The sequence below is a fragment of the Schlesneria sphaerica genome, from assembly GCF_044336245.1.
GTDB classification, from domain to species: domain Bacteria; phylum Planctomycetota; class Planctomycetia; order Planctomycetales; family Planctomycetaceae; genus Schlesneria; species Schlesneria sphaerica.
The window spans coordinates 5,752,008-5,769,396 of the sequence record NZ_CP172346.1 but is presented as its reverse complement, the minus strand read 5'-3'; the positions used below and the strand labels follow the sequence as shown (position 1 = coordinate 5,769,396).

The window sequence follows — 17,389 nt, the reverse complement described above, 5'->3', positions numbered from 1 at the left end:
TTTTTGCGAACGATCGGATGGGTCGGGCTGACTTTTCCGGCTTTGACGAGTCTGCTGTAACTAACAGTTACACCGGTTGAAGCGAATCTGCAACCGATTGTAAGCCGTTAAATCGTAAACCTTTGCAAAAATCGTCGCTGTCGCTTCGATGCGTCCGGAATGACTCATTTTCGCGATCGATCCCAACCGAAATTGAGAGGGGTTCTATCGTCCGAACAGGTCGGATGAACAGGGAGTCTTGCCCGGCACCCGTTGCTGAAGGCGACCCAAGGAGGGGGATTCGATGATTGGTTCTAAGTTGTCCGCCGTGTGGCCGGTGGTTCTTTCCGCGTTAATGATGCCTTCGATCCATGCCCAGGATCAAGAGATTGATCCGTTCGGAGCGGATCTGATGCCCGTGACGTCCGCGACGGACGAAGCGGCACCTGCGCTCTCCAGTCAACCCGCTTCTTACCGCAAAGGTCAGTTCGATGGACAGGCCCCGATGGCCATCGATGCCAATCTGGGTGGGGGCGGCGGTGTGGCCCCGCAGCAGCAACCTGGGTACGCCTACCTGGGAGCACCCATGTATCCCTGCCCACGGCCGAACATCCCGATCTGGACCGGATCGACGATGATCACCAACCAGGCACTTGCCCCGCACGAGATGCTGTATCCACACACTTACCGCGCGATGTACCCACCGTACTACCACCGGGTCAAGGGGCACTGGCTCCTGACCCCGCTGGGTGTCCGGTCGCATGAGAAGTGGGAACTGCAGGGGACCATGGTTCAGGTCAAGTACCGTTCCGCTTACCCCGGCCTGCTGAGCGGAGCCGGGTGGCACCCACCAGCAACGTCGTACATGCACGGAGCGTGGCGATAATCGGTCGAGGCTGATCCCGTTCGAGAAAGGAATCTCATCATGCACTGGCAGTTCAAACTGGGAACTCCACTGCTACTGACGGTGGTCGGGTTTGTGACGGTCTCGCCGGCCTGGTCGGCAGAGAAAGTGACTCCGAAAGCCCCGGCCAAAATCCGGCTACGTAGCAGTGAACCGCGGTCGGCTGCCAGGGCGCCCGCCGCACCGGCGAAGGTCGAGACCCCCTCTGTGGAGGCCGAGGCCGAGGCCGCGGAATCCGACTCAAAAGTGACTCAGGCGAGCTTCAGTTCGACAGTGGTGCTGATGGATACCACGGTCGATCCGAACGTAGGGAACGACGGGCAAGTCATTCCCAATCAGCTTCCTGATCCGCATGCCGCCAAGCTGCGTGCGAAATCCCGGGATTGTTACTACGCCCGGCTTCATCGAGCGAGTTGTGACGTCGTCAATACGGAAAAAGAAAATGCCCGCGACTGGTTTAACTATATCCGAGGTTACGGACCGGTTGTCTGGGTGCGGAATGGACCGGAATTGAGCTGCCACCCCCCTTCAATTCCCTTTGCAAAACGAATCGGCGGAGCGACTGCGCCTCAGTGGGGGGGCGTGACAGGTGTCCCAGTGCAGAGAGAAATCTCACCACACACGGTTTACGTCATTCAAGCTGAGGACCTGCAGTATCGCGTTTTCAAAGTCGCCAAGTAATGGCGAACGCACGGAATTCGGCAGAACACCGGTTCCGCATTCAGTTTCGAACACCGTTTGTTAACACCGTATGGATCAGAGGTTGAACCAATCCATCCGAGGGAATGGAAGGATTTTTGATATGAAGTCGTTATGCAAAAATGTTGTCTGGAGTACGCTCGTCCTGGGACTTGCCGCTGCTCCTGCAGGGACGCTGCTGGCCGATGAGTCCAGCCCGGTGGGCGTCGTACGAATTACCAAGGCCAAAGCGGGGACCCCTGCCAGCGACCAGGTGACCCCCGTCAGCGCTTTCCACGAAGCCAACTGCAACACGACGGCCGCACCAGGATGCACATCGGGAACTCAGGTTCCTGCGTTCTCGGGATCGGCCACCTCGGGAGGACTGGGGTCCGGTTACGGAAACGGATCTGGTGCCGGAGCAGGTACTGGCGGAGCAGCAGGTGCAGGCGTTGGTGTCGGATCAGGCGCAGGTGCTGGTTCGGGTTTTGGAGATGGGTCGGGCGCCGGGGCCGGAACGGGTTTCGGTGCAGGTGCGGTTGCAGGGGTTGGGGCGGGGCAGGGATATGGACCTGGTCCTGTCGAATTCCACGACAGTGCCCGCGGTTACCGCAAGTATGCTCGTCAGGACTGGCGTTATTCCGACTGGGGTAATGACAACAGTTGGGGAGCCTCGGTGCACCGCCGCACTCAACGACACAGTCTGGCCTTAGAAAACGCCTACGGCCGGTCCACGGGTCACACACCATCGATGTACTACCACGACCCCTCGGGTCAGGACATGTGTGACTACTTCAAGGCGAAGTTTGGCTACTTCATTCCCACGGGTGGTGGTGGAGCGGGACTTCCCTGGGTCGGACACTACGGCCGGGTCTATCCCGTCAATCCTTATCACACTGACTCGCGCGATGGTCAGGTCTGGGCGGCCCAGGGATACGGCATTCCGATGGCTGTTCCGCTGGCTCCCGTGGTCGGTCATACCTACGAATACGGTTGGGGAGTCCCCTCAAGTCGACTCGTCCCCGTTTCGCACCCCGCGTACTGAGTTTATTCACAATCACCCTCTTTAGCCGCCGCGGATCGCGGCATTCAAGTACCGCCTCCGCCACGGACTGGCTCCGACCGGCGATGATAAGGAAACTACGATGAGGTTCACAAAATCGAATCGATTGATAGCGGCCGCGTTTGTGCTGGTCCTCGGCTCGGCTGACCGGGGATTCTCACAGCAGGGGCCGAATAATGCAGGGTATGTCCGGATTACCGACGGACGTCCCCGGACGACCGTTCAACCTGCCAGCGCCCGCAACGCTCAAGGGGTGCAGCAGGTCGGTGGCCATCACCTGAGGTCAACCCCCTGCCCGACCGGCAACTGCGAACCGGTGACCGGCTATATCGACGGTAGCTGTCCGACAGGAAATTGCCCACCAGGAGGGGCCTGCCCACCCGGTCACCACTGCCACGGATGTCTGCACGGCAAGTTCGGCGAACACTACTGCAAGCATTCGCCTGACTATGGGTATTCACCCCCAGCCAAGTACCCCCTGCAGCGACGGGGTGTCGAGTATAAGCACTACTTCCCCGCCCAGTGGTACGGGGCCGGTGCTGACTACAGTCAGTCGACCGCGCCGATGGTTTATCAGCCGACCGATACGACACAGCTCGGCTATAAATATCAGCACGTTCCCTTCTGGCAGCCTGACCCCAGCCGATTGCCACCCCGACCAGTTCCCGCACAGTGGCACATCCATGCCCCTGCTGTACAGGCCTCACGGTTCTGCAATGGTCAGTGGGCTGGATATATGGGACCCTACACAGGAGGCCATTTCGGACACCACGGTCATTTCGGACGCGGCGTCAACTCGTACTACACGAATGGTGCGATCGACGGGAACTGCCCGCCGAATACGGTTCCCTCAGCGGTTCCCCAGCCGATTCCGCAAGGAAGCGATGTCGTCCCCCCAATCCAGTCCGCTCCTGGCAGCATCGAAGCGGCTCCACAGCCACTCGATTCTGTCGGCATCGAAGGCGCGAATGACGATTTTGGATCGGACTCCGACTTAAGTCTCGATCTGGACGAAGTCCCAGACCCCGCCTAGACAGCCTCCAGCGGAGAACAACCGCGAAAGGGATCTCAGCCCAAACGCTGATCCCCCGAAAACAGGACCAGGGTTAACACCCCATAAGCAGAGGTCGGAAGCTCACCCCCGAGTTTCCGACCTTTTTCCGTTCCCGCCCCGTCCTTCCACCAGGCCACACGGCCAAATTCAAATCGATGCCACTGCTTGCCCGCTTCGTGCAAGCAGTGCTCTTGGGCCTTGGTTTGCTGCATCGTCGCATCAAGTGCTTTCCCAAAATCTTCGAGATCCTCTCACCGGACGAGGTTTCAAAACAAATTCAGTTGATGTACCGTGTGGACAGATGTGCGCATCTTCTTCTCATTCAGTCCGACTATTGCCCCACGATCTGCTCAGCGAGATTCACTGACTTTCTCCAGATGAGATTTGGAAAAACTTAGTGCGGAGCAACTTTGGCTCGATGACACCGGAGCAATTAAAGCAACGAGTACGCCAAATTGTGGTTTGGAAGCGGGGAGATCAACGCGCGCCACACAAACCTTTACTGCTGCTTTACGCGCTCGGTCGATTGGTGAATTCCAACCAGCGAAGAATTCCTTATTCTGAGGTCGACCGTGATTTGCGGTTACTACTTTTAGAATTCGGACCTGAACGGAAGTCGTGCCATCCAGAATACCCCTTCTGGCGACTTCAGAACGATGGTATTTGGGAACTCAGTAACGCCGATCAGGCCGAGTTACGTGCCGGGCAGACGGATGCCAAGAAATCTGAACTGTTAAAATACGGCGTCTATGGTGGATTTACTGAGGAAGTCTACACCCTTCTGGTGACGCAGCCGCGGCTCATTTCTGAACTCGCCATCGAGATCCTGTCGCAGCATTTTCCGGCCTCCATATTTGGAGATATTCTTCTCGCGGTTGGACTCGAAATTGAGTTTGAACAATCGATTCGACGTAAGCGCGACCCCGCGTTTCGAGAGCGAATCCTGATTGCCTATCAATACCGATGCGCGGTCTGCGGTTATGACGTTCGGATTGGGAACCATCACGTTGCCCTTGAGGCGGCGCACATCAAATGGCACCAGGCGGGGGGACCGGACGCCGAAACAAACGGACTTGCGTTGTGCAGCATGCATCACAAGCTGTTTGATCGAGGTGCCTTTACGATCAGCGATGATCTTGCACTGTGTGTGTCGCAGAAAGCAAACGGCACCAGTGGTCTAAGCGAATGGCTCATGGCATTCCACGGCCGACCGTTGAGGGAATCCCAATCCCCGACGTGGCGACCATCCCGCGAATATCTCAACTGGCATCGGGAAGAAGTCTTTCACGGGCCGTTCTTATGCCAATGAGCCCGAAAGAATCACGGGCCCCGTCAGCTCAGTCCCCCAGAACCAGAGCTCCCCGGACTCACGGTCGAACTGACCCCCTGCAGCAGGTCTGGGGTGACTCTGCCGTTGTGTCCCCCCCCCCAGGGCAATCGCATCTGAGTTTGCGGTAAATCACACGAAGATCCGCCGATGACGCAGAGCGACGCAGATTTCGAGGTCAGGGAAACCTCTGCGAAAATCCGTGCAATCTGCGGATCAAAGCATTCTATGTTGTGCACGGGGCCACTGCTTCGGAGAAGACGGTCGAAGCAGTGGCATGGCGAGGGGGGGAGATGGAGACCGTAACGGGAACTTCGTAGAGTGGCCGTTCTTGAATGGGGTACTTGCGACAAAAAATCTTGACGTTATGATGTGGTTGTGTTATGTTGCGGAGAACTGGTTTCGGGTTTCTTCGGGATGTGACGCATGCGCAGGTTTTCCAATTCGCCCCCTGACTGGGCTTTTCCGGACCGGGTTGCTGCTGACCCGGTGAAGTTGGACGATGGTCTTCGGGAAAATCGTTCGGGACGAATTCCCGAGCGGTTTTCGGCGGGGGCTGCGGGGAGTTGGAATTCGGTCGGGGACGACCGGCAACCGAAGGTCGGGTTGCGGTCCCTGGCGGATCTGGTGGCGGAACCGACGGAGTGGGTTATTGAGGGGCTGATTCCGCGTGGGGCGGTGACCTTGCTCGCGGGAAATGCGGGGGTGGGGAAAAGCCGGCTTGCCGTAGGACTGATGGTCTCTGTGCTGCGCGGCTTACCAGGGCCTCGGGCGAGGGGTTTTTCTGCTGCTGGTGAGATCGAAGCGGGAGTCGACCGGGAGAACAATACCCCCGCTGATTTGATCGCTAACTCGCGGGCTGCCCTCAGCAACTGGGCGGATAAGGACGCAAATGCCATCAGCCGATCGCACGTGGCGGGATGTTCGGTCAGCGACGCAATCGCTCCATCGACTGACGAGGAGAATACCCCCTGCTCTGGTGGTTCCGAGCCAGTTGTAGATTGTCGGATAGACTCGCTTCCGCCAGATGACGATCCTCTGGTAGCCCGGCCTGCGGTGGTGGTCTTTTCTTCGGCGCAACTGCTGACGGAGGTGATTCGGCCGCGACTGGCGGAAGCGGGAGCGGATCTGGCTCGCGTGTATGCGCTGTGCGGTTGCGACGATCTCTTGGCGAGTGATCCCGGTGCCGATGCGGACGTGTCTGCGGTGACCGAGTCGGCAGGCGTCCCTTTTCCACAGGAGATTCGCCCCTGGTCGTTTCAGTTGCGGCGTGATTTGCCTGTGCTGGCGACGGAATTGAAGCGGTTGCAGAACGAGGGGGTCGACATCCGGATGATCGTCATTGATCCCGTCGATATCTATCTCGAATCGCACCGCGGCCGATCACAGGTGGAGGCTGACGTCGCTCAACTTGCGGAACTGGCCCGGCGGGCCGGAGTCGCGATTCTTGCTGTTTCGGACTCAGGGGGGGCGGACACTGTCCGGGCCCTTCGGAGACGGGGTGGATCTGGATTGGCGGCTCTCGCGGGGGTGGCTCGCTCGGCCTGGATGATCGTGCGGGAGTTGGACGAAGGGAATCGACGGATGCTGATTCCTCTTAAAGCTCTTTCCCAGAGGGACCGTCGCGGGTTTGGTTACTCGCTGCGTGACGGTGCACAGAAAGACGGTGCACAGCAAAAGGACGCGCCAGCGGATGGGCTGATTCACTGGGATCCGGAACCTGTCACGATCACCGGGGATGACTATCTCGACGAAGCGACCGTGCAGCCTCAAAAGCCGCTGGAGCGGGAGCACCGGTACGAACGGGACCGGGCCGCCCGGTGGCTCTATGAGCGATTGAGTGGCGGACGGGTTCTCTCGACCATCGTCCGCGAGGATGCGGCGGAAAACGAGATCTGCTGGTCAACGCTCCGTCGAGCGTTTAAGAGCCTGGGTTGTAGGACCAATCGGGAAAAGGGGAAAGGCCGGAGCAGTCAGTGGTACTGGCGACTGCCGGGGGAGGGATTTTTCTACCGCGCGGGGTCTCCTCGATTAGTTGCTCAAGATGCTCAAGATGCTCAACGTGAGCATCTAATCGAAACGCCTGAAAAATAGGGGTTTTGTCAATTAGGTGCTCAAGGTGCTCAACAACGTGCAGCGCGCATTTCGAAATGCCATAACGAAGGGGACCTGGATGAAGTTGCTGTACGAATTGCTGTGAATGAAGGTGCGAAAGATGTCTGGAAAGTCCGTTGAAACGGAGTGCCGTGGGGACGGAGACTTGTTCGTTATCGTTCCTTCGACAGTACGGGGGTGGCCCAGACGTCGCTTTGGACGTCTGGGTTGCGGAGCAACGGGAGGCTCGGGAGCGGGACTCCAGAAACTGGAATCGTATCAGGCGAATCGCATGAGGGGATTGACGAGGGGGACTAGGGATTCATGTGAGGAAACCTCTTGCGGCTCTCGCCGCCCCGGTAGCCGCGAAGACGCGACAACCCGGTCTACCCAGGAGTCTGGAACGAGGACGCTTGCGCTGGAGATTGGGAGCTCTCGGTACTCTGCGGAAAATGCTTACCGGCGTTGAGTTTCCAGGCGACACGAGGGGGGGGGGCCCAGACGTCGCTTTGGACGTCTGGGTTGCGGAGCAACGGGAGGCTTGGGGGTCGGCGAGGGACTGGAACCGGGACACCAGAAAACAGGGATCGTATTGGGGGATTGCAGAGGGGATTGACGAGGGGACTGGGGGGATTGGTGTGAGGAAACCTCTTGCGGCTGTCGCCGCCGCGGTCGCCGCGAAGACGCGGCAACCGCGGCTACCCAGGAGTCTGGAACGAGGACGCTTGCGCTGGAAATTGGGAACTCTCGATACTCTGCGGGAAACGCTCACCGGCGTTGAGTTTTCATGCTCCATAATCGCCGTAATTTGACTCGCCTTACCGATGAACCCTACATTACAGAGCAATAACAAAAATGGTCGATACGTTCGGATCATCCTTTTTCTGAGCCAGCATCCATGTCAGGCGGGTCGCGAGTCGGGTCATTCGCAGGTTCGGGGCTCATTACCTCGATCCTCTGGCTGCTGGCATTGATCGGGCTGACGCTTGTCGGGGATTCTGCCTGGGCCACGTGTGGTGATTACCTTCACACCGGTCGGGTGCATTTGAGCTTTCACTCGTTAGACGATGCGGTGAATCAAGTTCTGGCGAGCTACGATGGGCCAGACCACCATGAGGACGTCACAGAGGTGTTTCTGTCTCGACGTTTACCCAGGTCAGGGCCTTCGGTACCGGCCTGTACCGGGCCATTGTGCCGCAAGTCGGCCCCAGCTCCTCTGCGACGATCGGAATCCAGCAGTCGGGATCAGACAGTGAAGAAATCCTGCCTGTGCCTGATTCCTCCCCTTCTGGCAGAGCATCCCTGGGTTCATCCGGACCCTGAGTCAGAACGTTGTTTGATCGAACAACGTCAGGGGGGGATTGATCGCCCCCCGAAATTCGCTTGATGAATGACTGCGCGTTGGCGAGGTCGCCCGGCTTGTCCTTCGTGTGTCCCCTGCGGAACGGTGTTCCCTTCCCCTTCCTGGTGGCCTCTGTCGGCAGTGTGACGACTGCATCAGTCGGTGCTCTCACATTTGAGTACCGGTGACCTTGTCGAAAGTGCGTTGAAGTATGAAATCATACTGTTCACGTCCATTCATCAGCGATTTTTGACGGAGTTTTCTGAATGTCGACCCCTGCTCCTTCCTCGAGACCCCTGCCGCGTCCGGCCCGGGCCATCGTGATTCCCGCCGTCGGTCCCCGGTTGCGGGTGTTGATGTGGTTTATCTACGGGCTGATCGCCCTGTTGGGAGCGAACTCAGTCTATCTGGCGACGGTGACGTTCCTCAGTTGGAACTCGGACCGGACGTATGAGAACTGGTTCTACATGTTGATGTTCGGCGGTCACCTGCTGCTTGGTCTGGTGATGCTCGTTCCGTTTCTGGTCTTCGTCTTTATTCACTTATTCAATACACGACTGCGGAAGAACAAGCGGGCGATTCGTGTGGGCTATGCTCTGCTGGTCGGTTCGCTATTTCTGCTGGTCAGCGGCATTCTGCTCATGCGGATCGACTTCGGGGGTGGTGGTTCGGTCTTCGTCATCAAAAATGCGTCTACGCGATCGCTGATTTACTGGGCTCACGTCCTGTCGCCTCTCTTCTGCTTGTGGCTTTACTGGCTGCATCGGCTGGCTGGCCCCAAAATTCGCTGGAAATTGGGGTTGGGGTATGTCGTGGGCGTCGGTGCGACAGCGGCAGTTCTGATCTCATTGCACAACCAGGATCCCCGTCAGTGGAATCAGGCGGGACCGAAGGAGGGAGCGGACAAGTATTTCTTCCCGTCGCTTGCCCGGACCTCAACCGGGAATTTTATTCCGGCCGAGTCCATGATGCGGGACGACTACTGTCTGAAGTGTCATAAGGATGCGTACGAGGGCTGGTTCCACAGCTCGCATCATCTCAGTTCGTTCAACAATCCGGCGTACCTGGCCAGTGTGCGGGAGACACGCGAAGTATCGTTCAAACGGGACGGAGATGTTCGAGGGGCGCGCTGGTGTGCCGGTTGTCACGACCCGGTCCCCTTCTTCAGCGGGGCGTTCGACGATCCCAAGTTTGATGACGTCAATCATCCGACGGCTCAGGCCGGGATTACCTGCACGGTTTGCCATTCGATCACGCACGTCAACAGCACCCGTGGCAATGCCGATTACACGATTGAAGAACCGGAACATTATCCCTTCGCTTTCAGCGATAACGCAGTGCTGCAATGGGTCAATAACCAGTTGGTGAAAGCCAAGCCCGCGCTGCACAAGAAGACCTTCCTGAAAGACTTTCACAAGTCGGCGGATTTCTGTTCGACGTGCCACAAGGTGCATTTGCCTTATGCCCTGAACCACTACAAGGAATTCCTGCGTGGTCAGAATCACCATGACACGTACCTGTTGAGTGGTGTTTCGGGCCACGGCGCCCGCAGTTTCTACTATCCCGATAAGGCCGTGCAGAACTGCAATGGCTGTCATATGCCACTGCAGGAGTCCCAGGACTTTGGGGCACGGCTGTTTGCCGGAGCAAAGCAGCCGAGTATTCACAATCATCTCTTTCCAGCGGCCAATACCGGGCTTGCCTGGCTGAAGGATGACGACGCGACGGTCAAGGCTCATCAGGATTTTCTCAAAGAGAAACTCCGGGTCGATATCTTCGGAGTGAAAGAGGGTGGCGAGGTGGATGGGGAATTGATCGCTCCGCTTCGCCCCGAAGTGCCCACGCTCAAGCCGGGGAAAACGTATCTGCTGGAGACGGTCGTCCGGACGCTGAAGATGGGGCATCCCTTTACGCAGGGGACGGTCGATTCCAACGAGGTGTGGCTGGACGTCATCGCCACGAGCGGCGGCAGGGTGATTGGCCGCAGTGGGGGTCTGGACGAACAACGCGAAGTCGATCCGTGGTCACACTTCATCAATGTGTTCATGCTGGACAAAGACGGGAATCGAATCGACCGTCGAAATCCGCAGGATATTTTTACACCACTTTACAACAATCAGATTCCGCCGGGGGCTGCCAGTACAGTGCACTACAGCCTGCCGGTTCCTGAGGATGTGACCGAACCGATCACGGTGGAAGTGAAGCTTCAATATCGCAAGTTCGACAAAATCTTCACTGATTTCTTCACCCGGACGGCGAAACCTGGGGACCTGCCGATCCGCGGGCACAAGCCGGGGGAACCCTACCTGAACGAACTGCCGATCACGACACTGGCGGTGGACAAGATCACCTTCCCCGTAGATGGCAGTGATGCCGTTGTCGAGAACGCCAAGGTTGACATTCCCGTCTGGCAACGGTGGAACGACTACGGGATCGGCCTGTTCTTGAAAGGCCGTGCGGAGCTCAAGCAGGCGGATGAAGCGTTTACCAGGCTGGAACAGTTGAAAGACAACAAGCGGTATGACGGGGCTCTCAATATTGCCCGTTCCTACTTTGAGGAAGGACTGCTTGATGAGGCGACGGCGGCCATTGCCCGTGCGTCCGAGTTCACAGATCCGCCAGCACCGCCGTGGACGATTGCCTGGCTGACGGGGATGATCAATCTCCAGCAAGGTGACCTTGAAGGTGCAGAAAAGGCGTTTCGTTCGGTTCTTTACGACAAGACGCCGGAACGGACTGAACGGGGTTTCGATTTCAGTATGGATTACGAAGTGATTAACCTGCTCGCTCAAACGCTGTTTGAGCAGGCCAAGCAGATTCGCAGCCCCGCAGAAACGGAGGCTCGCCAGGTGCTGCTGGAACAGGCCGCCACTGAGTACGAAAAAACTTTGAAGCTGGATTCCGAGAACGTCGCGGCGCATTACGGACTGCGACAGATCCATGCCGAGTTGAAGTTGATTGCCGACGCGCGAGGGGATCAGGCAGCGGTCGACAGGCACGACGCCCTTGCCAAAGAGCACGGCAGGCTGCATGAGCGATACAAACAGGATGATAATGCCCGCGATGTGGCTCAGCAGAAGGCAAAAGTGAAATATCCTGCCGCTGCGAAAGCATCCGAGCCGATCGTGATCTATCAACTTCATCGCGCCGGTGCTCCGGGGCTTGCAGCGCAGCAGGTCTCAGCGGATGCGACACAAGTGGCAGACAAGGAAGATAAGTGATGAATCAACCTCAAAACGGAGAAGAGCAGGATGATGCCGTGGTGGGCCGGGCCTTTGTCTGGTCTGCCAGTGCCATTGCTCTGACGGCGATTGTCGTCGGAGGCTTCTTCTACTGGAAATCGCTGCAGAAACCCCCGAAAGTCGAGATCACGACCCAGGTGGCTCCGCCAGAACGACGTAAGTTACCGACCGTCGAAATTCCGGAGATGCCATTCGTCGATATCACCGAATCGGCCGGTCTGCGGTTCCAGCACTACAGCGGCGCCACGGGAGAAAAACTGCTGCCGGAAACGATGGGCGGGGGGTGTGCGTTCCTCGACTACGACAATGACGGCGACCAGGACATTCTCTTCGTCAACTCGACTCAGTGGCCATGGGACGATCAGCCGCTGGATCCTGTCCCCACGCAGAAGCTGTTCCGGAATGACGGCGAGTGTCGATTCACGGACGTCACTGACGAGGTTGGGCTGAATGTGGCCTTCTACGGACAAGGGGTTGCAATCGGCGATTACGACTCTGATGGCGACCTCGATATTTTCTTTTCGGCGGTGGGGCCCAATCGGCTGTTTCGGAATGAGGGTGGGAAGTTCGTTGATGTCAGCGAAGAGGTCGGGGTTGGTGGAGACCAACTGGAGTGGAGCACCAGTTGCGGCTTTCTGGATTATGACAACGACGGCGACCTGGACCTGTTTGTGGCCAATTACGTGAAGTGGGACCGTGAGTTTGATAAGGCCCAGCCCTTCACTTTGACGGGACGTGAGCGTGCCTACGGCCGTCCCCAAAACTTCCCCGGAACGTTTCCGTATCTCTATCGCAATGATCAAGGCAAGTTCACAGAAGTTGGCAAGTCTGCCGGACTGCACGTCACGAACCCGGCCCGAAAGGATGTCGCTGTCGCGAAGTCGCTGGGGGTCACCTTCGTGGATGCGGATCGTGACGGGTTCATGGACATTATTGTCGCAAACGATACCGTCCAGAATTTTCTGTTCCACAACCTGCGGGATGGAACATTCGAAGAAGTTGCCATTCTGCACAACGTCGCGTTTGACCAGCAGGGAAACGCCCGTGGGGCCATGGGGATCGACTCGGCCCGCTTCCGCAATGGCGAACATCTGGCCGTAGTGATTGGAAATTTTTCTAACGAGATGACTGCGTTCTATGTGACACGCGGTGATTCGATGGATTTTGTGGACGAGGCGAATGCGACCGGGATCGGTCCGCAATCGCGACTGGAACTCAAGTTTGGAACACTGTTCCTCGACATCGATCTGGACGGACGCCCGGACATTATTGGAGCGAACGGTCATCTCGAGAATGAGATCAGCAAGGTGCAGTTGAGCCAGCAGTATGCCCAGTCGCCGCATTTCTTCTGGAACTGCGGGCCTGAGTCTCCGACGGAATTTGTGGCAGTGCCCAAGGCGAAGTCCGGCGTCGATTTCTACCAGCGGATGGTCGGACGGGGATCGGCTGCGGCGGATATCGATGGCGACGGGGATCTGGACCTGTTGTTCGCGGCGGTGAATTCGGCACCGCGACTGTTGCGCAATGATCAGAAGCTGGGACATCACTGGTTACGCGTGGATGCACGGGGGCCACATGCCTGTCGGTCCGCAATCGGTGCCCAGATCGAAGTTGAACTGGACTCAGAGAAGATGAATGCTCAGGTGATGCCGACTCGCAGTTATCTTTCTCAAAGTGAGTTGCCAGTGACGTTCGGTCTGGGCAAGAAGGATTCCATCAAGCAGGTGACGGTAACCTGGCCTGGTGGACAGCGCAAGGTCATCCTGGCTCCTCACGTCGATCAGGTGCTGACAGTGACACCGGACTCCTGAACTGGGCTGTGCCGTGGTATTTTGAACGTGTGCTTCCCATACCCCTACCACGAGAGGACAAGGCATCATGACAGAAGAAGTCGTCGAACAGCGTCTCTCGCAGATTGGCCATCAGTTGCCGAGTGCGCTAGAGGCGGTCGGTTTCTATGTGCCGGTCCTGCGGACAGGCAATCTGGTCATCACCAGCGGCCAGTTGCCGATGGTGGGCAAGGAACTGATGTTCAAAGGGAAAGTAGGGACCGAACTTCACGAGGAACAGGCATTTCACGCCGCCCGGATGTGTGCCCTCAATGCACTGGCGCAGATCAAGAAGTGCGTAGGAAGCCTTGATCGGGTGACTCGCATCGTCCGCGTCGAAGGCTACGTCCAATCAGCCCCCGGCTTCACCCGTCAGCCTCAAGTGATCAATGGGGCTTCGGAACTGCTCATTCAAGTTTTTGGCGAAGCGGGAAAACATACACGTATTGCGGTGGGATCGAATGAACTGCCGATGAACGCGGCAGTGGAGTTGGCGATCTGGGCCGAAGTGGTTGACTAGAGGCACGACCCACGGGAAGTCGACCTTTAGGGGCCCGCTCCCGTCGGACCATAAAAGTGATGAGCAGAGAGGTGACAGGGAAGCTGGTTGCTGCTTCGTTCGTCGGGGCTTGTCGGTCGGCGGGTTTGAAGGGAGAGCGCAGAGCGAGGAGCAGTCTCGTGTGGGTGGTACGCGGGTCTCATGGGGTGGGAGCAGTGTGTCAAGATCCGGAGCGACGTGACGCGTCACACTTCCTCTGGATTCGTCGAGGTCACCGGGCCCTTTCCTGTTGAGTCCTGTTAACCCTGCTCAGAAAACAAACCTATCTGTGCTTTAGCTTGCGCAAATCTCAGGATTGAGTGTTCCCGGCATCACGTTCCAATGCATAGGAAGGATGGGAAGATGGACGTCCAATTGAGTGTTGCTCCCTACGAGGGATGAGCTCCGCACGCGAAAAGAAGGTGTTTTCGGGGAGTTTCGGCTAGCAACACTTCCCAATTTCAGACAACACAGTTATACCGCTTATTCCTTGTCTTTTGTCACTCTGGAAGACCGAATCAGAATCTATGCCAAGTACGTTCCGCGACCTGCTTTCGACTCTTCAGGAACGACTGCTCGATTCAGCGCGATTCGTCATCCAGAAACGGCAGCTGCGGGAAATTCGCAATCTGGCTCTCATCGTGCTCGGGGCACTTTCTGCGGCAATGGGCTTACATGGCTTCCTGATGCCGAGCGATTTCATCGACGGTGGGGTGACCGGTATCTCGATGCTGCTGGCGAAGTCGACCGGACAATCACTTTCCGTTCTGTTGCCCGTCATCAATTTCCCGTTCATCGCAATGGGGTATCGTCAGGTCGGACTCGCCTTCGCGTTTCGAAGTACGTGTGCGATCGGTCTACTCGCATTGATGTTGCAGGTAGTGCATTTTCCTGATGTCACAGAAGACCATCTGCTGACGGCCGTGTTTGGCGGATTCTTCATCGGGGCAGGAATTGGTCTGGCGATTCGCGGTGGCGCGGTCCTGGACGGAACCGAAATCGCGGCCCTGCTGATCAGTAAGAAGAGTCACCTGTTCCGGGTGGGGGACATTATTCTGGCGATCAATGTCGTCATCTTTTTCGTGGCGATGTTTGTGCTGGGGGTTGAGAAGGCGCTCTTCTCGATTCTGACGTATGTCTCAGCAGCGAAGACGCTGGATTTCATTATTTACGGCATCGAGCAATACACCGCCTTAACGATTGTGTCTGAGCAGAGTTCGCCGATTCGTATCCGGATCATGGATGAACTTGGACGTGGGGTGACGATCTATAAGGCCCGCGGAGGGAAGAGCGGTGCTGATCAGGAAATCCTTTATTGCGTGGTGACGCGACTTGAGATTGGTAAGGTGAAGGCCATCATATTCGATGTCGATCCGTCGGCATTCGTGGTGACGACATCCCTGTCTGATGTTCAGGGAGGAATGGTCAAGCGGTCGGGGCTGCACTGAGTACGTGGCCGGTTACGTGCGTCGGACAATAGCCAACTCTTCCGGACCTTTGGTCGCCATCGCGGTCCGCGGGCAGCTCCCGTCAGACCGACGCCCCGGCAATGTCAGTACAGGACCAGCGAAGAGCAGGAGCGGATCTGGTTGGGGATTGTTGTCAGACGGCTGGGCCCGTTAGCGCAGCCCGTTAATGCCTGAATAGGCGTTTGCAGCAGTCGTCCCATAGTGCCCTTGGTCGACTGACAGCTGACGCAAACGGACAAAACGCGAGGGGCATTTAATAATAAACAAGCCCATCTTCTCTGACTGTTCTGTCAAAGCAGATGAACAAACAGGGCCGGTATTGACGGCCTCATCGCCAAGGGGCGCTGGCAGTGAGGCTGAGGCGCGTTACCTGACGATGTGCTGAGTACTGACGGCACAGTTGCGGTCGTCGAACAGGTTCAGGTAGTAGACTTTTGCCTCGGCAGGAATTTGGGCAAAGACACGGCCGGTGGTGGTATCGATTTCTGCGGCGAGCGTCTCCCATTTTCGGTCCTGCCACCGTCCTGTATCGACGGAATAGTTTAATTCGGCTTTGGTGATTGGAACATCGGACTTGTAGGTCGCCCAGATCTCATTATTGTTGGCCTGACCCTGGGCAGTGATGCGGGCCAGTGGTTGGCCATGTTTTAGAATGGAATTGGCGAAGACGTGAATCTCTTCGGGGTTTTCGCCTGCCGGGCCGTGACCATGCGGCATTCGCACGCGAAGGGACAGATCACGGTTTCCTTTTGGCAGGCGGTAAGACTTCTGCCATGAATCCATCGGGTAAGCAAAATCATTGGTTCCATTCACCCACAGCATCGGCATTTCTGCCTGGGGAAGGTAGACCGAGGGGTCCCATTGTCGCAGCCAGAGTCCCGCTTTTTCAGGACCGAGCTTTTCAAAGGCGGGTAGCCAGGCTGAATTTTCCCCGAGGAAACCACAGCCGTAGACGGGAGCAGCAAATTTGAAGCGGGAGTCGACCCCTGCCACGATGCAGGTCAAATAGCCACCCCACGAGATCCCGGTGACCCCAATTCGATCCGGGTCCACTTCAGGGAACGAGCGGAGCAGCGAGTGAGCAAGGACGACCGCGCTGGTCGCCTGATAAGTCCATTGATCTTCGACGGGCGTTTCTAACTGGTTGAAACTGGCATCCCATCCTGCAGGACCACCATCGTCATGACGTTTCCAGTTGCCATAGGTTCCAACCGGAACACATCCGCACAGATCCATCGCGATGGCAGCGTAACCGCGCGAGTTCCAGAGTTTCACCCAGCGGTCGAAGGCGGTGCCCCCTCCTCCATGGATCAAAACGATGGCGGGCAACCGACTGTCATGCGAATCCTCCCTTTTCGCGGGGACGCCGTAGTAGGCGAACACGCGTGTCGGTCGCTGGTTGTAGTTCAACCCCTGATAGTAGAAGGCTTTGACCCCCTCGACCTGAAGGTCGTCAGCGGGAAAAACAGCAGGAGGATTCGCCAACGCCTGCAGGTCAAATCGGATGGGTGCCGAAGGGGTCTCTGTCGCAGGAGCAACCGCCGCAGGAGCGGTCTCTTGAGCCAGGGCCACGGCGGATAACATCAACCCGCACATTGCCCCCAGACAAGTCGAGATCATGACTGATGGATGCGTGTTCGACACGGATAACATTCCCCCGCAGATCTGGCACAAACAAATATCGATATGGGAACTTCTAACCATTTTTTGAGCGAACTTCGACTGAGTCACCCCCCCGGCCCGGTTTTTCAGGCTGGGTGGGTATGACTCACCGGTTGGCTCCTATTCGACTTGCCTGAATTGCCTTTGTCAGGGACCAGTCGTCGTGGCAATGCTGCCTTAACGGGCCTTCGATCAAGGTTCTTCGTCT

Annotated in this window: 12 protein-coding genes; 10 read left to right on the top strand and 2 right to left on the bottom strand. The window is 57.4% G+C overall.

What is annotated here, in order from left to right; genetic code table 11:
- Positions 1-283 precede the first annotated feature (283 nt).
- From ACGY09_RS20865 to ACGY09_RS20850, 4 genes are all read left to right on the top strand, one after another.
- Positions 284-865 carry a hypothetical protein gene (locus ACGY09_RS20865; RefSeq protein ID WP_373653062.1) on the top strand — a complete coding sequence of 194 codons (582 nt, stop codon included), beginning with the start codon at positions 284-286 and terminating at the stop codon, positions 863-865.
- A gap of 39 nt (positions 866-904) precedes the next feature.
- Positions 905-1,564 carry a hypothetical protein gene (locus ACGY09_RS20860; protein WP_397569286.1) on the top strand — a complete coding sequence of 220 codons (660 nt, stop codon included), beginning with the start codon at positions 905-907 and terminating at the stop codon, positions 1,562-1,564.
- Between the two features lie 121 nt (positions 1,565-1,685).
- A complete protein-coding gene (locus ACGY09_RS20855) occupies positions 1,686-2,606 on the top strand; it encodes a hypothetical protein (protein ID WP_397569285.1) in 921 nt (306 codons plus the stop codon).
- Positions 2,607-2,706: 100 nt separating this feature from the next.
- Positions 2,707-3,657, top strand: a complete 951-nt coding sequence (locus tag ACGY09_RS20850; protein WP_397569284.1) for a hypothetical protein — start codon at positions 2,707-2,709, stop codon at positions 3,655-3,657.
- Between the two features lie 35 nt (positions 3,658-3,692).
- Here the strand turns inward: ACGY09_RS20850 and ACGY09_RS20845 are convergent, their stop codons facing one another.
- Entirely contained in the window at positions 3,693-3,890 is a 198-nt protein-coding gene (locus tag ACGY09_RS20845; protein ID WP_397569283.1) for a hypothetical protein, read from the bottom strand.
- 206 nt (positions 3,891-4,096) lie between these two features.
- On the opposite strand from ACGY09_RS20845, the gene ACGY09_RS20840 reads away from it, so the two are divergent.
- The 6 genes from ACGY09_RS20840 (at position 4,097) to ACGY09_RS20815 (ending at position 15,498) form a co-directional block, all read left to right on the top strand.
- A complete protein-coding gene (locus ACGY09_RS20840) occupies positions 4,097-4,987 on the top strand; it encodes a phosphorothioated DNA-binding restriction endonuclease (RefSeq protein ID WP_397571896.1) in 891 nt (296 codons plus the stop codon).
- Between the two features lie 444 nt (positions 4,988-5,431).
- The gene (locus ACGY09_RS20835; RefSeq protein WP_397569282.1) at positions 5,432-7,099 is read left to right on the top strand and encodes an AAA family ATPase; all 1,668 of its coding nucleotides are present in this window, start codon (positions 5,432-5,434) and stop codon (positions 7,097-7,099) included.
- Positions 7,100-8,707: 1,608 nt separating this feature from the next.
- Positions 8,708-11,662: a multiheme c-type cytochrome gene (locus tag ACGY09_RS20830; protein WP_397569281.1), complete on the top strand. Its 2,955-nt coding sequence runs from the start codon at positions 8,708-8,710 to the stop codon at positions 11,660-11,662.
- A complete protein-coding gene (locus ACGY09_RS20825; RefSeq protein WP_397569280.1) occupies positions 11,662-13,494 on the top strand; it encodes a CRTAC1 family protein in 1,833 nt (610 codons plus the stop codon). The genes ACGY09_RS20830 and ACGY09_RS20825 overlap by 1 nt, the downstream gene beginning before the upstream one ends.
- Before the next feature lie 67 nt (positions 13,495-13,561).
- Entirely contained in the window at positions 13,562-14,032 is a 471-nt protein-coding gene (locus tag ACGY09_RS20820) for a RidA family protein (protein ID WP_397569279.1), read from the top strand.
- A gap of 545 nt (positions 14,033-14,577) precedes the next feature.
- Positions 14,578-15,498, top strand: coding sequence for a YitT family protein (locus ACGY09_RS20815; RefSeq protein ID WP_373653054.1), 921 nt, complete (start codon positions 14,578-14,580; stop codon positions 15,496-15,498).
- 387 nt (positions 15,499-15,885) lie between these two features.
- Here the strand turns inward: ACGY09_RS20815 and ACGY09_RS20810 are convergent, their stop codons facing one another.
- Positions 15,886-17,172 carry an alpha/beta hydrolase family protein gene (locus tag ACGY09_RS20810; protein ID WP_397569278.1) on the bottom strand — a complete coding sequence of 429 codons (1,287 nt, stop codon included), beginning with the start codon at positions 17,170-17,172 and terminating at the stop codon, positions 15,886-15,888.
- Positions 17,173-17,389: the final 217 nt, after the last annotated feature.

What these genes read in the sequence shown, in the direction of transcription:
- ACGY09_RS20850 (WP_397569284.1), top strand. Translation starts at nt 2,707, where the DNA reads ATGAGGTTCACAAAATCGAATCGATTGATAGCGGCCGCGTTTGTGCTG.
- ACGY09_RS20845 (WP_397569283.1), bottom strand. Translation starts at nt 3,890, where the DNA reads ATGCAGCAAACCAAGGCCCAAGAGCACTGCTTGCACGAAGCGGGCAAG.
- ACGY09_RS20825 (WP_397569280.1), top strand. Translation starts at nt 11,662, where the DNA reads ATGAATCAACCTCAAAACGGAGAAGAGCAGGATGATGCCGTGGTGGGC.
- ACGY09_RS20815 (WP_373653054.1), top strand. Translation starts at nt 14,578, where the DNA reads ATGCCAAGTACGTTCCGCGACCTGCTTTCGACTCTTCAGGAACGACTG.
- ACGY09_RS20830 (WP_397569281.1), top strand. Translation starts at nt 8,708, where the DNA reads ATGTCGACCCCTGCTCCTTCCTCGAGACCCCTGCCGCGTCCGGCCCGG.
- ACGY09_RS20860 (WP_397569286.1), top strand. Translation starts at nt 905, where the DNA reads ATGCACTGGCAGTTCAAACTGGGAACTCCACTGCTACTGACGGTGGTC.
- ACGY09_RS20865 (WP_373653062.1), top strand. Translation starts at nt 284, where the DNA reads ATGATTGGTTCTAAGTTGTCCGCCGTGTGGCCGGTGGTTCTTTCCGCG.
- ACGY09_RS20855 (WP_397569285.1), top strand. Translation starts at nt 1,686, where the DNA reads ATGAAGTCGTTATGCAAAAATGTTGTCTGGAGTACGCTCGTCCTGGGA.
- ACGY09_RS20835 (WP_397569282.1), top strand. Translation starts at nt 5,432, where the DNA reads ATGCGCAGGTTTTCCAATTCGCCCCCTGACTGGGCTTTTCCGGACCGG.
- ACGY09_RS20810 (WP_397569278.1), bottom strand. Translation starts at nt 17,172, where the DNA reads ATGTTATCCGTGTCGAACACGCATCCATCAGTCATGATCTCGACTTGT.
- ACGY09_RS20840 (WP_397571896.1), top strand. Translation starts at nt 4,097, where the DNA reads ATGACACCGGAGCAATTAAAGCAACGAGTACGCCAAATTGTGGTTTGG.
- ACGY09_RS20820 (WP_397569279.1), top strand. Translation starts at nt 13,562, where the DNA reads ATGACAGAAGAAGTCGTCGAACAGCGTCTCTCGCAGATTGGCCATCAG.